The following is a 17,048-nucleotide window of genomic DNA, read 5'->3' on the forward strand; positions in this document are numbered from 1 at the left end:
GCAGCTCAGGCGCCCTCGAACGGGTTGGTCCACCGCCACCAGATGCCCGGGTCGGGGATCGCCTGCTCGAGCACCAGCGGCACCGAGACCGGCGCGTGGTCGGTGATCGTGAACCGGACCCGACCCACGCGCTCGCCCTTCGTCCCGAGCGTCACCGAATCGAGCTGTGCCTTCGCCCGCACGGAGGTCCGCCCCCAGACGAGCACCTCGGAGGCCTTGGCACTGACCGCGTCGGTCTCGTCCTTCCACGGGGTGGAGTACGTGCCGAAGGACTGTCCCGCGTGGGTCAGCGTCACCACGTGGAAGTTGTCGGCGACCGAGTGGAGCAGCCGCTGCACGTCCGAGTCGAGTGCGTCGTGGTCCACCCCGCCGAGCATCGCGCCGATCACCGTGACCGTGCGGCCGCCCCGCTCGTAGGTCGCGGCGAAGAGCAGGCACGCCCCGGCTTCGTCGAGGGTGCCGGTCTTGATGCCCTCGACGCCGTCGATCCCGAGCAGCTTGTTCGAGTTCTCGATGTCGCCGACGTCCGGCACCGTCACGGTCTTGGTGCCGACGACCTCCTTCACCACGGGGTTCGCGAGCGCGAGCTGCCCGAGGTCGACCAGGTCCGTCGCGGTCGAGGTGTTGCCGGCGTCGAGGCCGGTCGGCTCGTGGATCGTGGTGTCGTCGAGCCCGTGGTCGTCGAGCCAGGTCGTCGCCGCCTTCTGGTAGGCGTCGAGTGACCCGAACGCCCAGATGGCGAGGGAGCCGGCGTAGTTGTTCGCCGACTTCATGAGCATGACCTGCAGCGTCTGGTACTCGGACAGCTGCAACCCGGCAGGCATCGGCGCGACCTCGCCGTTCACCGCGAGGTACTTGGCGTACAGCCCCTGCATCTCCGGGGTGAACGCGATCGTCGGGCCGGCCTGTCCCCGTGCGAGCGGCTTGGCGTCGAGCACGACCAGCGCCGTGACGACCTTCGAGATGCTCGCGATCGACCGGGGCTTGGTGTCCCCACCGGTGCGGAGGCTCTCCGGGAAGTCAGTGGCCTCGACCGCAGTGGCCCCGTAGGACGGGAAGGACAGCGCCGGCAGGGTCGCGGTGGGCGCCGCGTACGACGTGGTCGAGGCGCTCGCCGGCGAGAACGGCACGAGCGCCGCAGCGACCAGGTACCCGATCGCCAGCAGCAGGACCGCGACGACCGAGATGGTCACCGGCCGGCGGACGGCGGAACGGGGGCGGCGGACGACTCGTGACACGACACCCGAGCGTACCGGGGGGCGGTACCGGCCATCTGGGGAACCGCCGGTCTGTGGAGAAGCCGCTCCGGGCCTCCAGGGTGTGGACGGACGACCGGGACGCGCGACCGCCGGCTAGCGCAACGCGCGCTGGGCGGCGGCGACCGCCCACAGTCCGACGGCGCTCGCCGCGGCCACGTTGAGCGAGTCGACCCCGTGGTGCATGGGGATGCGCACGGTGGTGTCGGCGGCGGCGATCGCGGCCGGCGTCAGCCCCTGCCCCTCGGTGCCCATCACGAGCGCGACCCGCTCGGGGACGTCCCGGGCGAACGCGTCCAGGTCGACCGAGCGGTCGGTCAGCGCCATCGCCGCCAGGTGGAAGCCCGCGGCGCGGAGTTCCTCGCCCGCGTGGGGCCAGTCACCGATGCGCGTCCACGGGACCTGCAGGACCGTCCCCATGCTCACCCGGACGCTCCGCCGGTACAGCGGGTCGGCGCACCGCGGGCTCACGAGCACGGCGTCCGCCCCGAGCCCGGCGACGCTGCGGAAGACGGCTCCGACGTTGGTGTGGTCGACGATGTCCTCGAGCACCACGACCAGTCGCGCGTCACGGACGACCTCGGCGACGCTCGGCAGCTCGGGACGCTGCATCGACGCGATCGCACCGCGGTGCATCCGGAACCCGGTGAGCTCCTCGAGCAGGGCGTCGGGGCCGACGAAGACCGGCCCGTCGTGGTCCGCGACGAGCGGCAGCACGTCGTCCAGCCACTTCTCCTGCACCAGGACGCTGCGGGGGACGTGTCCGGCCCGCACCGCGCGCTCGATCACGGTGTTGGACTCGGCGATGTACAGCCCGCCCTCGGGTTCGGTGACCCGCCGGAGGGCGACGTCGGTCAGCCGCTGGAAGTCGTCGAGGCGGGGATCGTCGAGGGTGTCGATGCGGACGGTGTGCACGGGGCTCGGTTCCTGGTCGTGTCCGCGCCCCGGCGGCGAGCCGGTCCCGTGCCGGCGGCGCGGGAAGGGGCGGGGACGGTCGGCTGTTGAGGGTACCGTGGACCCGATGGCGACGAGCGACGCGACGAGCGGTGCGACCGAGACGGCTGACGACCTCGACCGGGTCGCCGAGCTGCTCGCGGGCAAGCGCATCGCGGTGCTCTCCGGCGCCGGGCTGAGCACCGACTCCGGCATCCCGGACTACCGCGGCGCGGGCCGTGTGGTGCGCAAGCCGATGACGTTCCAGGAGTTCCGCGCCGACCCCGCCAAACGGCAGCGGTACTGGGCCGGCTCGCATCTGGGGTACCGGACCTTCGCGGCCGCCGCACCGAACGCCGGGCACCGGGCCCTCGCAGCGCTCGAACGCGCCGGGGTCGTCACGGGCATCGTCACGCAGAACGTCGACGGGCTGCACCTGCGCGCCGGGTCGCGGCGGGTCGTCGAGATCCACGGGTCGACCGACCGCGCGCTGTGTCTGACCTGCGGACAGGTCTTCGCGCGGGCCGACCTCGCCACCACGCTCGACACGCTCAACCCCTGGATCGACGAACCCGGCTCGGTGGTGCTCCAGCCCGACGGCGACGTCGAGATCACCGACGTCGAGCGCTTCGTCGTGCCGGCGTGCTCGGTGTGCGGCGGCGTCCTCAAGCCCGACGTGGTGTTCTTCGGCGAGTTCGTGCCCACCGAGAAGTTCGCCGAGTCCGTCTCGCTCGTGGCCGATGCCGACGCCCTGCTCGTCGTGGGGTCCTCGCTCACCGTCAACTCCGGCGTCCGCCTGGTCGACCACGCCGCACGCCGCAAGCACCCCGTCGTCATCGTGAACCGCGGCGCGACCCGCAGTGACCGCCGCGCCGCGGTCAAGATCGACGCCGGCACGACCGAGACGCTGCAGGAACTGGCCGACCGGCTCGTTCTGCGATGATCGACGCGTGACGACCCACCTGTACCTCGTCCGGCACGGCGAGACCGACTGGAACGCGCAACGCCGCATCCAGGGCTCGACCGACATCCCGCTCAACGACACCGGCCGGGCGCAGGCCGCCGCCACCGCCGAGCTGCTGGCACGACGCCGCTTCGACGCGGTCGTGGCGTCGCCGTTGTCCCGGGCTGCCGAGACCGGCGCGATCATCGCCGCCCGCCTGGGACTGCCCGAGCCGGCCGCGTACCCGGGAATCGCCGAGCGCTCGTACGGCGACGCCGAGGGACTCACCGACGACCAGGTCCTGGCGCAGTACCCGGACGACGTCATCCCCGGACGCGAGTCCCGCTCGGCGCTGCTGGCTCGCGTCACGGAGACGCTCGGCGAGATCGCGATCCGCTTCGACGGCGGCGTGGTCGTCGTGGCCACGCACGGCGCCGTCATCCGCAGCGTCGTCAACGCGGCGGCACCGGGCACGGCAGACCGTGTGCACACACCGATCCGCAACGGGTCGGTGCACTCGTTCCGCTGGGACCCTGAGCGATTCCACGCCGAACTCGTGGAGTTCGACGACCCGATCGAGGACGTCTCGGACGCTCCCGGCAAGTACGCCTCCGACTACCAGAACCCGCTCGAGCGCCGCAGCTGACCGCCGTCGCGACCGGCGGTCCCGTCGATCAGGACGGTCCGCCCGGGAACCCCGTGGCGCCGTCCGGTCGTGCACCCTGCGCCTGGGCCGTGCGCTCCGCGTGCCCGCCCTCGTCGGTGCGAGGAGCCAGTGGGTCCCCGAGGTGCTGCAGCCGCTTCGCCCGACGCGATGCCGACAGCGCCACGACCAGGGCGACCCCGACGACGAGCACGAACACGATCGACACCGTCAACCAGACCGACATGGCACCCCCTGCTCAAACCGGCAGCTGTGCACCGCCGGTCCCCCACGCTACCGCTCCATGGGTCGTTGCCGGATCGTTGTCGCGAGCAGGGCGAACGACGTCGCGGGCCGGACTAGCATCCCCTGCACCGGGACCGGCACGCGGCTCCGGCGCGGAAGGGGCGGGATGACCACTGAGGGACCCGGCGAGCACGGCCGCCACCGCGACTGGCTCGCCCAGGAGGACGAGGACGACGACCTCGGGCGTGCGTTCGGCCCGGACACGGCGTCGGTCCCGGTCCGCACGACCCCGCAGCGCGTGCGGTCATGGTCGCTCCTGCTGGTCGGACTCGTCGTCGTCGCCGTCGTCATCGTCGTGGCGCTCGGCATGATCGTCGGCGGCGTGCAGAACGGGGTCGGCGGTGTGTTCCCCCGCCCGCAGGCCGCCGGCGACCGGTTCGTCACCCAGGCCCAGACCCTGGACCACGTCACCGCAGCCAGCGCCGACGAACCGACGAAGACCTCGTTCGCCAGCTACGACGTCACGGCCCGGGTGAGCGCTGGCACGGCCATCGACCCGGCAGCGCAGACGGCACTGGTCGACCAGCTCAGCGCGTCGGCCGCGGCGACGAGCGGCAACGGCGTCACCATCTGGGCGGTCCTCGACCTGGGTACCGCCGACGTGGGCGTGTCGCGGTCGCGGGAACGCACCGAGCAGCGGCTGTCCGTCGCGCAGGCGGTCGCCGGCACCGCCGGCGTCCAGCAGGTGCGGTGCGTGTGGGTGGCGAGCGACACCGGACGCGCCGATGAGCCCACCGACCAGCGCGTCACGGTCGTCGCCGGCCCGACCGGCGTCGACGTCGAAGCCGTCCGGGCGCAGGTGACCGACGCGGTCCACCGGGTGTTCCCCGCCGCCGAGATCCAGGTCACCGCGGCGAAGAGCTGACCGGCCCGCCAGCCCGCGGGCCGCGTCAGCGCGCGCGGTCGGCGAGACGCGGTCAGCGCGCTCGGTCCGCGACCGCCCGCTCGACCGCCTGCAGCACGCGCTCGGCCGAGTCCGCCCACCGGAACCGGGCCGCCTGTGTGACCGACGCCGCCGAGGCGGACGCCCACCGGGCCTCCAGTCGGCGCACCGCCGCGGCGACCGCCGACGGCGACGACGGGTCGAAGTACTCGGCGACGTCGCCGCCGATCTCGCGGAAGATCGGGACGTCGCTGACCGCCACCGGCGTGCCGACGCCCATCGACTCGACCAGCGGGATGCCGAAGCCCTCGTCGTACGACGCCGTCACCAGCGCGGTCGCTGATCGGAGCGTGTCGAGGTACTCCTGGTCCGAGGCACCGTCGTGGAACACGACCGCCCCCGGTGCCAGGGCGTCGAGACGCGCCCGGTCGGCGTCCGACACGCGCGACATGCAGTGCAGGGTCCAGTCCGCGCCGAGGAGCGGCAGCGCCGCCGCGAGCGTCTCGACGTTCTTGTAGGGCATGAACGACCCCATGTAGACCAACGACCGCTCGCGCGGCCCGTCGGCAGGACGCACCGCCGCCGGGTCGGCGGCGTTGTACGCGACGGTGACCGGACGCCGCGTCAGCCGGTGCTCGGCGATCAGCCCGGCGGTGGTCTCCGAGACGGTGACGACCCCGTCGGCGCCGTTCAGCAGCATGCGCTGCGGCCACCACGCCAGGTGGAATGCGCGCCAACCGAGCCGGATCGGCCAGGAGAACTCGCGCGGGGGCGTGCGGTTGCGGTAGTAGATCAGGTCGTGGAGCGTCAGCACGAGCGCGTAGCGGCGTCCGCGCGACCCCATGGTCTGCATGGGCGAGAACACCGCGTCGAGGCCCAGACGGTTCACGTGCCGCGCCACCAGCGGCTCCCCCGGCTCGGTGGGCGCCGGGACCAGTTCCCAGGGCAGCTCCGCCGGCAGGGACTCGCGCTGGCGCTCGTCGCTCACCAGCAGCACGACGTCGTGCCGGTCCGGCAGGTGGGCGACGACGCCGGCGGTGAACCGGCTGATGCCGTCGTGCCGGCCGATCCGGACGTACCGGCAGTCGATCCCGATCCGCAGGCGCGTCACGATCCCTCGCCCTGGGTCGGCTTCGTCCTGGAGGCCCGACCCGGCTTGGCAGGGCGCGGTGCCTTCCGGACGGGGTCGGCCATCCGGCGCAGGGTCGGCTGGGCAGCGGCGGCGGGCGTCTCGTAGTGCACCAGGTGCCCGACGTCCGGTACGACGACGAGCTCGGCGTCGTGCAGGCGGGCCGCCAGCGCCCGCTGTTCCGGCAGCGCGGTGATGTCGTCGCGCTCGGCCGCGATCAGCAGCACGGGCACGCGGATCCGGTCGGCGTACTCGGAGACGTCGTGGGTGACCGAGGTGCGGAACGCCTCGAGCACGCTCGTGCGGTTCGCGAACGCCGAGAAGTACCGGTCGTGCTGGTCGTGCACCCATCGGCGCATCGCCGGGTCGTGCGACTTCAGCATCGCGACGCTCATCGCCCGGACGATGCCGCGGTTCCGCAGGATCCCGAGACCGATCGGCCGCGGCAGGGCGGCCCCGGCGCGGTAGTAGGCGATCGCGATGCCGGTGCCGACGGCGCGGGGACCCTGCAGTGCGGGTGCGGCGATCGGGTTGACCAGGACGAGCAGCCGGGTGTCGAGCCCGGCGGCGACGGCGGCGGACACCACGATCGAGCCGAACGAGTGCCCGAGGACGACGGCCGTCCGGTCGAGACCGAGCGCCCCGTGGAACCCACGCAACCAACCGACGTACCCGTCGATGTCGGACGTCGGCAGCGGGTCGGACACGCCGAAGCCGGGCAGGTCCGGGACGATCACCCGCACGCCGGTCAGGTGGGCCGCGATCGACTCGAGTCCGTGGTGGTCACCGCGGAAGCCGTGCACCGCCAGGACGGTCTGCGTGGCGTGTCGGGGGCCGTACTCCCAGAAGTGCGTGGTGCGGCCGTCGACCTCGACAGCGCGGTGCACGACGGGCGTCGCGGCCATCAGCGACGAGTACGGGGACAGGACCGGCGGTTGCATCCGCGCCAGTCTATGGAACGCACTCGGCAGCAGCCGCCTATCGTGTCCGGAGCGGGTCGTTTCACGGGTCCGCCGACTTTCGACGAGGAGCACGGTTGACCTTCACAGCCCCGATCCAGCTGCCCGGACTGACCCTCGACCCTCAGTGGTACAAGCGCTCGGTGTTCTACGAGTGCATGATCCGCTCGTTCGTCGACTCGAACGGCGACGGCATCGGTGACATCCAGGGTGTGATCGGCAAGCTCGACTACCTGCAGTGGCTCGGCGTCGACGCACTCTGGCTCCCGCCGTTCTTCAAGTCGCCGATGCGCGACGGCGGGTACGACATCGCCGACTACCGGGCGATCCTGCCCGAGTTCGGCACCCTCGACGACTTCCGCGAGCTCGTCACGAAGTCGCACGAGCGCAACATGCGCATCGTCATCGACATGGTGATCAACCACACGTCGGACCAGCACGAGTGGTTCCAGCAGTCCCGCGAGGACCCGGACGGCCCGTACGGCGACTTCTACGTCTGGCGGGACACCGACGAGGACTACTCCAACATCCGCATCATCTTCGTCGACACCGAGGAGTCGAACTGGACGTTCGACCCGGTCCGCCGGCAGTTCTTCTTCCACCGGTTCTTCTCGCACCAGCCCGACCTGAACTTCGAGAACCCGGCCGTCGTCGAGGCCGTGTACGACGTCGTGCGGCACTGGCTCGACCTGGGCGTGGACGGACTGCGGCTCGACGCCATCCCCTACCTGTTCGAGTCGGAGGAGGGCAACGGCGAGGGTGAGCCGGAGACCCACGAGTTCATCAAGAAGCTCCGGTTCATGGTCGACGACGAGTACCCCGGTCGCGTCCTGCTCGCCGAGGCGAACCAGTGGCCCCGCGAGACCGCCGCGTTCTTCGGTACCGACGAGGAGCCCGAGTGCCACATGGCGTTCGACTTCCCGGTGATGCCGCGCATCTTCTACTCGCTCCGCGCGCAGCACGCGTCGGAGCTCAAGGCGATCCTGTCGGAGACCCTCGACGTGCCCGCGTCGGCGGCGTGGGGCGTGTTCCTCCGCAACCACGACGAGCTCACGCTCGAGATGGTCAGCGAGGAGTACCGCCAGGCCATGTACGGCTGGTACGGCTACGACCCGCGCATGCGCTCGAACATCGGCATCCGCCGTCGTCTGGCGCCGCTGCTCGACAACTCCCGCGCCGAACTCGAGCTCATCCACGCGCTCCTGTTCTCGCTGCCCGGTTCGCCGTTCCTGTACTACGGCGACGAGATCGGCATGGGCGACAACATCTGGCTGCCGGACCGCGACTCCTCGCGCACGCCGATGCAGTGGACGCCGGACCGCAACGCCGGGTTCTCCACCGCTGACCCTGGCAAGCTCTACCTGCCCGTCGTGCAGTCGCTCGTCTACAACTACGCGCAGGTCAACGTCGAGGCCCAGCTCGCCCAGTCCCGGTCGCTCTTGCACTGGGTCCGCAACGTCATCCACGTGCGGAAGGCGCACCCGGTGTTCGGCCTCGGGTCGCTCGCGGTGCAGGACACCGACAACGAGAGCGTGCTCGCCTTCGTCCGCTCGTGGGAGGGCTCCGGCACCCAGTTCGGGCCCTCCGCCGAGGACGTCCTCTGCGTGTTCTCGTTCACGGTGAACCCGACCACGACCACGATCACGGCGCCGCAGTTCGCCGGGCGTCCCCTGTACGACCTGTTCGGTGGCAGCTCGTTCCCGTCGTTCGACGACGAGGGCAAGGTCACGCTGACACTGGGGACGCAGTCGTTCTACTGGTTGCACGTAGGCGCCGCGCCGAACGCCTGACAGGCGGGTCGCGCGGGGCGTGTCGGTGTGTCGCGTTAGCCTGACGAGCGTGACGTTCCCCACCGCACAGCTCGACTCGCCCGCACCGGCGCAGGACCTCTCGACCCGGCCCTGGTGGCACGCGCTCGGGGTGTTCGACCTCGAGACCACCGGCATCGACGTCGAGACCGCCCGGATCGTCACCGCGCACGTCGGCCTGATCGACATGACCGGTCGCAGCATCGTCGAGGGCTCGTGGCTCGCCGACCCCGGGGTGCCCATCCCCGAGCAGGCCTCGGCGGTGCACGGCATCAGCACGGAGCGCGCCCAGGCCGACGGCCGACCGGCCGGCGAGGTCGTGGCCGAGATCGTCGCGGCAGTCGAGGCCGTGTTCGCCCGGGGCATCCCGCTCGTGATCTACAACGCGCCGTACGACCTGACGCTGCTCGACCGTGAGGCCAAGCGTCACGGCATCGCCTCCCCCGTGATCGGCAACGTCGTCGACCCGCTCGTCATGGACAAGGCGCTCGACACCTACCGCAAGGGCAAGCGCACGCTCGAAGCGGCCGCCGAGCTGTACGGCGTGACGCTGTCCGACGCGCACGACGCCGGGGCCGACGCGATCGCCGCCGGACGCGTGGCGCAGGCCATCGCGGCGAAGTACCCCGACGACCTCACCGTCTCCGCCGAGGAACTGCACCGCAAGCAGGTGGCGTGGTGCGCCGACCAGGCGGTCTCGTTCCAGGAGTACATGCGCAAGAAGCGCGACCCGTCCTTCGTCGCCGACGGCCGCTGGCCCCACCGCACCGCCGACTGACCGGCCCGCGTTCCCGCGGTGTCGAACGGCTCGGCACAACGAAAACCGGCTCGAACCAGGCGCGTCCCTGGTTCGAGCCGGTTTCCGTTGTGCGACGCCGATCCGCGCCGCCGCACACGCACGCGACGACTGCGAATGCAGAACGGGCGGCCCTCCCGGAGGAGGACCGCCCGTTCACCGCGCGAGGCTGCTTACTTGGAGAAGCCCTTGAAGCGCTGGTTGAACTTCTCGACGCGGCCGGCCGAGTCGAGGATGCGCTGCTTGCCCGTGTAGAACGGGTGCGAGGCGGACGAGATCTCGACGTCGATGACCGGGTAGGTCGCACCGTCGAGCTCGATGGTCTTGTCGCTGTTCGCGGTCGAACGCGTCAGGAACGTCTCACCGGAAGCCAGGTCGCGGAAGACGATGGCGCGGTACTCGGGGTGGGTGTCGGTCTTCATGAGATTCCTCGGTGTGGATTGCGTGTTGAGAGAGGCGGATGCCCCGGAAGTCAGTGGCTCACGCCAGCCGTCCACGTTACCAGACGGAGAGCGCGATGTGGAGCAGGCTCAGGCGGCGCGCGCCGTGAACCGGCCGGCGTCCTTCGTGACCGTGAGGTCGATCCCGAACGCCGTCGTCAGGGTGTCGGCGGTCAGGACCTCGTCGATCGGCCCGGCGGCCTGGACGTGCCCGTCGGCCAGGACCAGCGCGTGCGTGAAGCCCTCGGGGATCTCCTCGACGTGGTGCGTCACGATGACGATCGCGGGTGAGTCGGAGCTCTGCGCGTAGCCCCCGAGGGTCCGGACGAGGCTCTCGCGGGCGCCGAGGTCGAGCGAGGCGGCCGGTTCGTCGAGGAACAGGATCTCGGGGTCGGTCATCACGGCCCGGGCGATCTGCACCCGCTTCTGCTCGCCGTCGCTGAGCTCGCCGAAGGTCCGGTCGGTGAAGGCTCCGAGGCCCCACTCGTCGAGCACCCGCTGCGCGCGACGCACGTCGAGCTCTTCGTACTCCTCGTTCCAGCGACCCGTGACCGAGTACGCCGCCGTGAGGACCACGTCGATGACCTTCTCGGTCACCGGGATGCGACGCGCGAGGGCGGTCGAGGCGAACCCGATCCGGGGCCGCAGCTCGAACAGGTCGGCGCCGCCGAGTTCGGTCCCCAGGACCTCGACCTCGCCCGACGTCGGGAAGCTCTGCGCCCCCGCGACCTGCAGCAGCGTGGTCTTGCCGGCGCCGTTCGCGCCGAGCACGACCCAGCGCTCGTCGTCCTGCACCTCCCACGAGATGCCGTCGAGGATGGTGGCCCCGTTCCGGACCACGGACACGTCTGACAAGCGCACAACCGAGGGCATGCCCCAACCCTACGCGAGCGCGGCTGCCCGCAACGCCCACACGCCGGGACGTGACGGGAGGCCCGGGTGACGTCCGTCACGGACGTCACCCGGGCCTCCTGTCAGAGCCGGGACGGTGGTCGGCTCAACGAGCCGCCAGGACCTGGTCGTAGACCGCGCGCGTCCGCTTCGCGATCGCGGCCCAGGTGAACTCGGTCTCGACGCGCAGGCGGCCGGCGCGGCCCATCAGTTTGGCCAGCCCCAGGTCCGACAGGACCTCGTTGAGGGTGGCCGCCAGGTCGGCGACGTACTTGTCGGGGTCCGTCGGGGTGCCGGTGCCGTCGGTGGCCTGGTCGATCGGGACAATCCGCCCGGTCAGGCCGTCGGCGACGACCTCGGGGATGCCGCCGGTGCCGGTGCCGACGACCGGGATGCCGCAGGCCATGGCCTCGAGGTTCACGATGCCGAGGGGCTCGTAGATCGACGGGCAGACGAAGACCGTGCCGGCCGTCAGGACCTTCACGATCTCGTCGTGGGCGAGCATCCGGTCGATCCAGACGACGCCGTCACGCTGCTGGCGGAGGTCCTCGACGAGGCCGGTCACCTCGGCCAGGATCTCCGGGGTGTCCGGCGCGCCGGCGCACAGCACGACCTGGACCTCGGGCGGCAGGGACGCCACCGCGCGGAGCAGGTACGGCAGGCCCTTCTGTCGGGTGATCCGTCCGACGAACACGACGCTCGGGCGGTCGGGGTCGATGCCGAGCGCACGGACGGCGTCGTGGTCGACCTGCGGCTGCCAGGCCTCGACGTCGATCCCGTTGTAGACGACGCGCACCTTGGCCGGGTCGATCGACGGGTACGACCGCAGGATGTCGGCACGCATCGCCTTGGACACCGCGACCACCGCGTCGGCCTGCTCGAAGGACTCGCGCTCCATCCAGCTGGACAGACGGTAGCCGCCGCCGAGCTGCTCGGCCTTCCACGGACGGAGGGGCTCGAGCGAGTGCGCGGTGACGACGTGTGGGATGCCGTGCGTCAGCTGGGCGAGACGGCCAGCGGCGTTGGCGTACCAGGTGTGCGAGTGCACGATGTCGGCGCCCTGGACGTCGGCGGCCATCTGGACGTCGGTCCCGAGTGCCTGCAGCGCGCCGTTCGCGTCAGCGAGACCCTCGGGGGTGCGGTAGGCCCACACACCTTCTTCGTCGCGGAACGCGCCGAAGGCACGGACCCGCACCTCGGTGTCGGTCCCGGACCGCAGGGCCGCGGTCAGTTCGGCCACGTGGACACCCGCTCCGCCGTAGACCTCCGGCGGATACTCCCTGGTCAGTAGATCGACTCGCACGGACTCAACGTAACGGGTTCACACTCCGGACGCCTACTGTGAACCCCATGGCACCAAAGAAGGTCTTCGGCATCGTCCTCGCCGGAGGCGAGGGCAAGCGGCTCATGCCGCTCACTGCCGACCGCGCGAAGCCCGCTGTCCCGTTCGGCGGGAACTTCCGCCTCGTCGACTTCGCCCTCTCCAACCTGGTCAACTCCGGGTTGCAGAAGATCGTCGTCCTGACGCAGTACAAGTCGCACAGCCTCGACCGGCACGTCGCCGAGACGTGGCGCATGGAGGGCCTGCTCGGGTCGTACGTCGCGTCCGTGCCCGCGCAGCAGCGCCTGGGCAAGCGGTGGTTCGCCGGGTCGGCCGACGCGATCCTGCAGTCGCTCAACCTGCTCCGTGACGAGCGGCCCGACATCGTCGTCGTGGTCGGCGCGGACCACGTCTACCGCATGGACTTCTCGCAGATGGTCGAGGCACACATCGCGTCGGGCCGGAACGCGACCGTGGCGGCCATCCGCCAGCCGATCGGCCTCGCCGACCAGTTCGGCGTGATCCAGGTCGCCGACGACGACCCGACGAAGATCGAGGCGTTCCTCGAGAAGCCGAAGGACGCCGTCGGGCTCGCCGACTCCCCCGGCGAGATCCTGGCGTCGATGGGCAACTACGTCTTCAACGCCGACGCACTGGTCGACGCCGTCCTGCGCGACGGACAGATCGAGACGAGCGACCACGACATGGGTGGCGACATCGTGCCGGACTTCGTGTCCCGCGGCGACGCCGGCGTGTACGACCTGCAGCGCAACGAGGTCCCCGGCTCGAACGACCGCGACAAGTACTACTGGCGCGACGTGGGCACGATCGACTCGTTCTACGACGCGCACATGGACCTCATCGCGCCCGTGCCGGTCTTCAACCTGTACAACACCGACTGGCCGATCTTCAACCAGCAGACCAACCTGCCGCCGGCCAAGTTCGTGCGCGACGGCAACGGCAACACGGGGTCGACCGTCGACTCCATCGTGTCGCTCGGCTGCCTGATGTCCGGTGCGCAGCTCGAACGCAGCGTCATCGGGCCGTGGTGCACCGCCGACTCCGGCTCGAAGGTCCTCGACTCGATCGTGTTCGAGCGCGCGACCATCGGTGCCGGGGCCGTCGTGAACCGGGCGATCCTCGACAAGGACGTGGTGCTCGCACCGGGCGCCCGCGTCGGCGTCGATCGCGCGGCGGACGAGGCGCGGGGCTTCACCGTGACCGAGTCGGGCATCACCGTCGTGGGCAAGGGCGTCCGGGTCGAGGCGTAGCCCCGGCGCGCGGTCGGGCGCATGCCCGGACGCGCGACGTCACAGGGTGCGCGGCACCGCTACCGTGGTGGCGTGCCGCGCTTCCTCGTCGTCCTCGATGCCGACTCCACCCTGCTCGAGGACGAGGTCATCGAACTGCTCGCCGAGCACGCCGGGACCCGACCACAGGTCCAGGCGGTCACGGAGCGCGCCATGCGCGGGGAACTCGACTTCGCCGAGAGCCTGCGGGAGCGGGTCGCGACCCTGGCGGGCCTCCAGGCCGACGTCGTGGAGCGCGCGCAGCGGGCGGTCCGTGTCACGGTCGGCGCTGACGAGCTCGTGCGCGGCGTGCACGCCGCAGGTGGCACGGTCGGCGTGGTGTCCGGGGGGTTCCACGAGGTGCTCGACCCCTTCGCTGCCCGGCTCGGGCTCGACCACTGCCGGGCGAACCGGCTCGAGGTGGTGGACGGCGTGCTGACCGGGCGGGTCCTCGGCGACGTCGTCGACGCTGCGGCGAAGGCCGCGACCCTGCGAGCGTGGGCTGCCGAGGACCGCGTGCCGATGACCAGGACCGTCGCGGTCGGGGACGGCGCGAACGACCTCGCGATGATGGCGGCGGCCGCACTGGCGGTGGCGTTCGACGCGAAGCCGCGCGTGCGCGACCAGGCTGACGTCGTGGTCGTGGACCGCGACCTGTCCCCGGTGCTCGCGGCGCTCGGGCTGCGCGGGTAGCGCCAAGCGCCGAGCCGGGCCGAGCCGAGCCGGGCCTGGCCGGGCCGGGCCGGGCCGGGCCGGGCCGGGACTAGTGGCCCATGCCGAGGCCGCCGTCGACCGGGACGACCGCGCCGGAGATGTACCCGGCGCCGTCGCCGGCCAGGAACAGCGTGGCGTCGGCGACGTCGTCCACGGTCCCGTACCGCGCGGCCGGGATCTGCTTCTTGAACTCGGCCTGCAGCTCGTCGGGCAGCGCAGCCGTCATGTCGGTCTGGATGAAGCCGGGCGCCACCACGTTCGCAGTGATGCCGCGGGAACCGAGTTCGCGGGTGATCGACCGCGCCATGCCGACCAGCGCGGCCTTCGAGGACGCGTAGTTGACCTGCCCGACCTGGCCGTACGCGCCGACGACGCTCGACATCAGCACGATCCGACCGAACTTCGCCTTCATCATGCCCTTGGTCGCACGCTTGACCACCCGGAACGTCCCGGTGAGGTTCGTGTCGATCACGCTGGTGAAGTCCTCTTCCGACATGCGGAGCAGGAGCCCGTCGTTCGTGATGCCGGCGTTCGCGACCAGGACCTCGACCGGGCCGAGCTCCTGTTCCACCCGGGTGAACGCCGCGTCGACCGACGCCGAGTCGGTGATGTCGGCCTGCACGGTGAGGGCGCCCTCGGGCCCGCCGTCGCCGCTGCGCGAGGTGACCGCGACCCGGTGCCCGGCGGCGACGAACCGTGCGGCGAGGGCGTGGCCGATGCCGCGGTTGCCGCCGGTGACGAGGACGGTACGGGGGGTGGTCATGGGCGCTCCGTTCGCTGGGTGCACGGGGTTGCTGCCCGGTGCACGGGGTCTTCCGCTCGGGCGTTCCGGGGGCTCCAGCGCCCGACACGCCCGCACGAGCCTACCGGGGCGGACGCGGACCGGACGATGCGGGCAAGTGTCGGTGGACGGGCTTAGGGTTGATCCTGGGCAGACGGAGATCGAACGCATGAAGACGACGCAACGCATGAAGTCAGCGCGAGGCATCAAGTCGACGCGCCACACGACGCAGAGCATCACGGCGCTGCCGGACACGCCGCAGCGCGACCGGAAGCACCGTCTCTCGCGCTACGTCTGGCAGATGGCCGTCCGCGTGATCCTGTTCGTCGGGGCCGTCCTGATCTACACCGTCTGGCACAGCCCGCTGCTCGCGCTCATCCCGATCGTCCTGGCCGGGGTCATCCCCTGGATCGCCGTCGTCGTGGCGAACGCCGGCAGCCACACCGAGTCCGACTACGTCGCCCCAGCCGGTGCGCTCGTCCGTGCGGCGGACTACGACCCGCGTCTGCGCGAAGCGCAAGAGGACGCACGGGCCCAGGCGTACCGCGACGAGCAGGAGCGCCTGCGGCAGAACGCGCAGCACGCACAAGAAGAGTGGCAGCGCAGCGGCGACCGCTCCCGTGTCTGGGGCCACCGCTGATGGGTGCGACCTTCGACCTGTTCACCGAACCGGGGTCGACCCCGGTCTGCTCGCGCGCCGGGTGTTCGACGCCCGCGGCGTGGCGCATCAACTGGCGCAACCCCCGGATCCACGCGACCGACCGCGTGAAGATCTGGGCGGCATGCGACGAGCACCGCGACTTCCTGGCCGGGTACCTGCGCTCTCGCACGTTCCCGGTGCGCGTGACCGGCCTCGACGAGGACGTCGAGCGCCTCGACGACACCAAGCAGCACGACGCGCCCAAGAACGACGTCGGCGAACGGGCGCGCGCGGCCAACGAGCGATGACCGAGTTCGACCCCCGCAGCCGGTACGGGCGACGCCACGCCGAGCGCATCGAGCGGGCCGCCCAGCAGGACCGTCCGTCCGCGGGCGAAGCACCTCGTGGCACCGATGAGCCGTTCGTCGGCTGGGGGTTCGTCCGCAGCCGACGATGGCTGGGGTACCTCGCCATCGCGGTTGGCTTCGCGATCCTCTGCACCCTGTTCGGCATGTGGCAGTGGGACCGCCGCAACGAAGCCGTGCGTGAGAACCAGCAGATCGCCGCCAACTACGACCACACCCCGGTCCCGGTCCAGGACGCCCTGCCGCGCGCGGGCAGCTGGGACGACGACCAAACCTGGTTGCGCGTCGAGGTCACCGGCCGCTACGACACCGACGACCAGCTCCTCGTCCGCAACCGCGTGCACAACGGCCAGCCCGGGTTCGAGGTCCTGACGCCGCTCGTCACAGCCGATGGCCGTGCGTTCGTCGTCGACCGCGGCTGGGTGCCGACCGGCAACCGCCAGGACGCGCCCGACAGCGTGCCGTCGCCCCCGTCCGGTCAGGTGACGGTCATCGCCCGGCTGCAGCAGAGCGAACCGCGCATCCCCGGACGCACCGACCCGGCACACACCGACCAGGTGCAGTCCGTCACGCTCACCGACGTCGCGAAGAAGGTGGACGCCCCGATCTGGACCGGCGCCTACGGTCAGCTGGCGTCCGAGTCCCCTGCGCCGACCCAGGCCCGCCCGTTCGGATGGGACCGCCCGAGCGCCGACACCGGGTTGCACCTGAGCTACTTCATCCAGTGGTTCATGTTCGCGGCCGGGGGCTTCGGCTTCCTGGCGTACCTGATGGTCCAGGAGTACCGCAACCTGAACCAGGACGACCCCGAGGAGCGCGAGCGCGCCCTCGAACGACAGCGTCGCAAGGACGCCAAGCCGAAGACCGATGCGGACGTCGAGGACGAACTGCTCGAGTCGCGCTCCTGACCGGACAGAGTCGCGCTCCTGACCGGACACACGACCCGTCCGG

The 17,048-nt window shown here is 71.3% G+C and carries 19 protein-coding genes; 10 read left to right on the forward strand and 9 right to left on the reverse strand.

The window, feature by feature from the left end; genetic code table 11:
* Positions 1-5: 5 nt before the first annotated feature.
* Both DEJ13_RS09430 and DEJ13_RS09435 read right to left on the reverse strand, forming a co-directional pair.
* Positions 6-1,238, reverse strand: coding sequence for a D-alanyl-D-alanine carboxypeptidase family protein (locus DEJ13_RS09430; RefSeq protein ID WP_111106261.1), 1,233 nt, complete (start codon positions 1,236-1,238; stop codon positions 6-8).
* Positions 1,239-1,352: 114 nt separating this feature from the next.
* Positions 1,353-2,171 (reverse strand): TrmH family RNA methyltransferase, encoded by an 819-nt coding sequence (locus DEJ13_RS09435; RefSeq protein WP_111106262.1) that lies wholly within the window; start codon positions 2,169-2,171, stop codon positions 1,353-1,355.
* A 106-nt stretch (positions 2,172-2,277) separates the two neighbouring features.
* On the opposite strand from DEJ13_RS09435, the gene DEJ13_RS09440 reads away from it, so the two are divergent.
* The gene (locus DEJ13_RS09440; RefSeq protein ID WP_111106263.1) at positions 2,278-3,132 is read left to right on the forward strand and encodes a Sir2 family NAD-dependent protein deacetylase; all 855 of its coding nucleotides are present in this window, start codon (positions 2,278-2,280) and stop codon (positions 3,130-3,132) included.
* A gap of 7 nt (positions 3,133-3,139) precedes the next feature.
* Positions 3,140-3,778 (forward strand): histidine phosphatase family protein, encoded by a 639-nt coding sequence (locus tag DEJ13_RS09445; protein ID WP_111106264.1) that lies wholly within the window; start codon positions 3,140-3,142, stop codon positions 3,776-3,778.
* Positions 3,779-3,806: 28 nt separating this feature from the next.
* On the opposite strand, the gene DEJ13_RS09450 is transcribed toward DEJ13_RS09445, so the two are convergent.
* Complete coding sequence (locus DEJ13_RS09450) at positions 3,807-4,022, reverse strand: hypothetical protein (protein WP_056124441.1); 216 nt, start codon at positions 4,020-4,022, stop codon at positions 3,807-3,809.
* 165 nt (positions 4,023-4,187) lie between these two features.
* Here DEJ13_RS09450 and DEJ13_RS09455 point away from each other — a divergent pair, with 165 nt between their 5' ends.
* Complete coding sequence (locus DEJ13_RS09455; protein ID WP_111106265.1) at positions 4,188-4,946, forward strand: hypothetical protein; 759 nt, start codon at positions 4,188-4,190, stop codon at positions 4,944-4,946.
* Positions 4,947-4,998: 52 nt separating this feature from the next.
* Here DEJ13_RS09455 and DEJ13_RS09460 read toward each other — a convergent pair whose 3' ends face one another.
* Together DEJ13_RS09460 and DEJ13_RS09465 are read right to left on the reverse strand one after the other, a co-directional pair.
* Complete coding sequence (locus DEJ13_RS09460) at positions 4,999-6,066, reverse strand: glycosyltransferase family 4 protein (protein ID WP_111106352.1); 1,068 nt, start codon at positions 6,064-6,066, stop codon at positions 4,999-5,001.
* 5 nt (positions 6,067-6,071) lie between these two features.
* The gene (locus DEJ13_RS09465) at positions 6,072-7,034 is read right to left on the reverse strand and encodes an alpha/beta fold hydrolase (RefSeq protein ID WP_111106266.1); all 963 of its coding nucleotides are present in this window, start codon (positions 7,032-7,034) and stop codon (positions 6,072-6,074) included.
* A gap of 95 nt (positions 7,035-7,129) precedes the next feature.
* Between DEJ13_RS09465 and treS the strand changes: the two genes are divergently transcribed.
* Both treS and DEJ13_RS09475 read left to right on the forward strand, forming a co-directional pair.
* Positions 7,130-8,842 carry a maltose alpha-D-glucosyltransferase gene (treS, locus tag DEJ13_RS09470; RefSeq protein WP_056124435.1) on the forward strand — a complete coding sequence of 571 codons (1,713 nt, stop codon included), beginning with the start codon at positions 7,130-7,132 and terminating at the stop codon, positions 8,840-8,842.
* Between the two features lie 49 nt (positions 8,843-8,891).
* Positions 8,892-9,638 (forward strand): 3'-5' exonuclease, encoded by a 747-nt coding sequence (locus tag DEJ13_RS09475; protein WP_056124432.1) that lies wholly within the window; start codon positions 8,892-8,894, stop codon positions 9,636-9,638.
* A gap of 191 nt (positions 9,639-9,829) precedes the next feature.
* Here DEJ13_RS09475 and DEJ13_RS09480 read toward each other — a convergent pair whose 3' ends face one another.
* The 3 genes from DEJ13_RS09480 to glgA form a co-directional block, all read right to left on the reverse strand.
* Positions 9,830-10,078: a type B 50S ribosomal protein L31 gene (locus DEJ13_RS09480; RefSeq protein ID WP_017887280.1), complete on the reverse strand. Its 249-nt coding sequence runs from the start codon at positions 10,076-10,078 to the stop codon at positions 9,830-9,832.
* A gap of 108 nt (positions 10,079-10,186) precedes the next feature.
* Complete coding sequence (locus tag DEJ13_RS09485) at positions 10,187-10,969, reverse strand: ABC transporter ATP-binding protein (protein WP_056124428.1); 783 nt, start codon at positions 10,967-10,969, stop codon at positions 10,187-10,189.
* A gap of 124 nt (positions 10,970-11,093) precedes the next feature.
* Positions 11,094-12,290, reverse strand: coding sequence for a glycogen synthase (gene glgA / locus DEJ13_RS09490; RefSeq protein WP_111106267.1), 1,197 nt, complete (start codon positions 12,288-12,290; stop codon positions 11,094-11,096).
* Between the two features lie 47 nt (positions 12,291-12,337).
* Between glgA and DEJ13_RS09495 the strand changes: the two genes are divergently transcribed.
* Positions 12,338-13,579, forward strand: a complete 1,242-nt coding sequence (locus tag DEJ13_RS09495) for a glucose-1-phosphate adenylyltransferase (RefSeq protein WP_056124422.1) — start codon at positions 12,338-12,340, stop codon at positions 13,577-13,579.
* A 21-nt stretch (positions 13,580-13,600) separates the two neighbouring features.
* Complete coding sequence (serB, locus tag DEJ13_RS09500) at positions 13,601-14,290, forward strand: phosphoserine phosphatase SerB (protein ID WP_111106268.1); 690 nt, start codon at positions 13,601-13,603, stop codon at positions 14,288-14,290.
* A gap of 70 nt (positions 14,291-14,360) precedes the next feature.
* Here the strand turns inward: serB and fabG are convergent, their stop codons facing one another.
* Positions 14,361-15,074 (reverse strand): 3-oxoacyl-ACP reductase FabG, encoded by a 714-nt coding sequence (gene fabG, locus DEJ13_RS09505; RefSeq protein WP_111106269.1) that lies wholly within the window; start codon positions 15,072-15,074, stop codon positions 14,361-14,363.
* Between the two features lie 205 nt (positions 15,075-15,279).
* On the opposite strand from fabG, the gene DEJ13_RS09510 reads away from it, so the two are divergent.
* From DEJ13_RS09510 to DEJ13_RS09520, 3 genes are read left to right on the forward strand one after another with little or no spacing between them, the layout of a single operon-like run.
* The gene (locus DEJ13_RS09510; RefSeq protein ID WP_162241717.1) at positions 15,280-15,732 is read left to right on the forward strand and encodes a DUF3099 domain-containing protein; all 453 of its coding nucleotides are present in this window, start codon (positions 15,280-15,282) and stop codon (positions 15,730-15,732) included.
* On the forward strand, positions 15,732-16,040 hold the full coding sequence (locus DEJ13_RS09515; RefSeq protein ID WP_414835828.1) for a hypothetical protein: 309 nt from the start codon (positions 15,732-15,734) through the stop codon (positions 16,038-16,040). Before DEJ13_RS09510 ends, DEJ13_RS09515 begins: the two co-directional genes overlap by 1 nt.
* Positions 16,037-17,005 carry an SURF1 family cytochrome oxidase biogenesis protein gene (locus DEJ13_RS09520; RefSeq protein ID WP_111106270.1) on the forward strand — a complete coding sequence of 323 codons (969 nt, stop codon included), beginning with the start codon at positions 16,037-16,039 and terminating at the stop codon, positions 17,003-17,005. Before DEJ13_RS09515 ends, DEJ13_RS09520 begins: the two co-directional genes overlap by 4 nt.
* Positions 17,006-17,048: the final 43 nt, after the last annotated feature.

Origin of the sequence: Curtobacterium sp. MCLR17_007, from assembly GCF_003234655.2 — a bacterium.
GTDB lineage: Bacteria > Actinomycetota > Actinomycetes > Actinomycetales > Microbacteriaceae > Curtobacterium.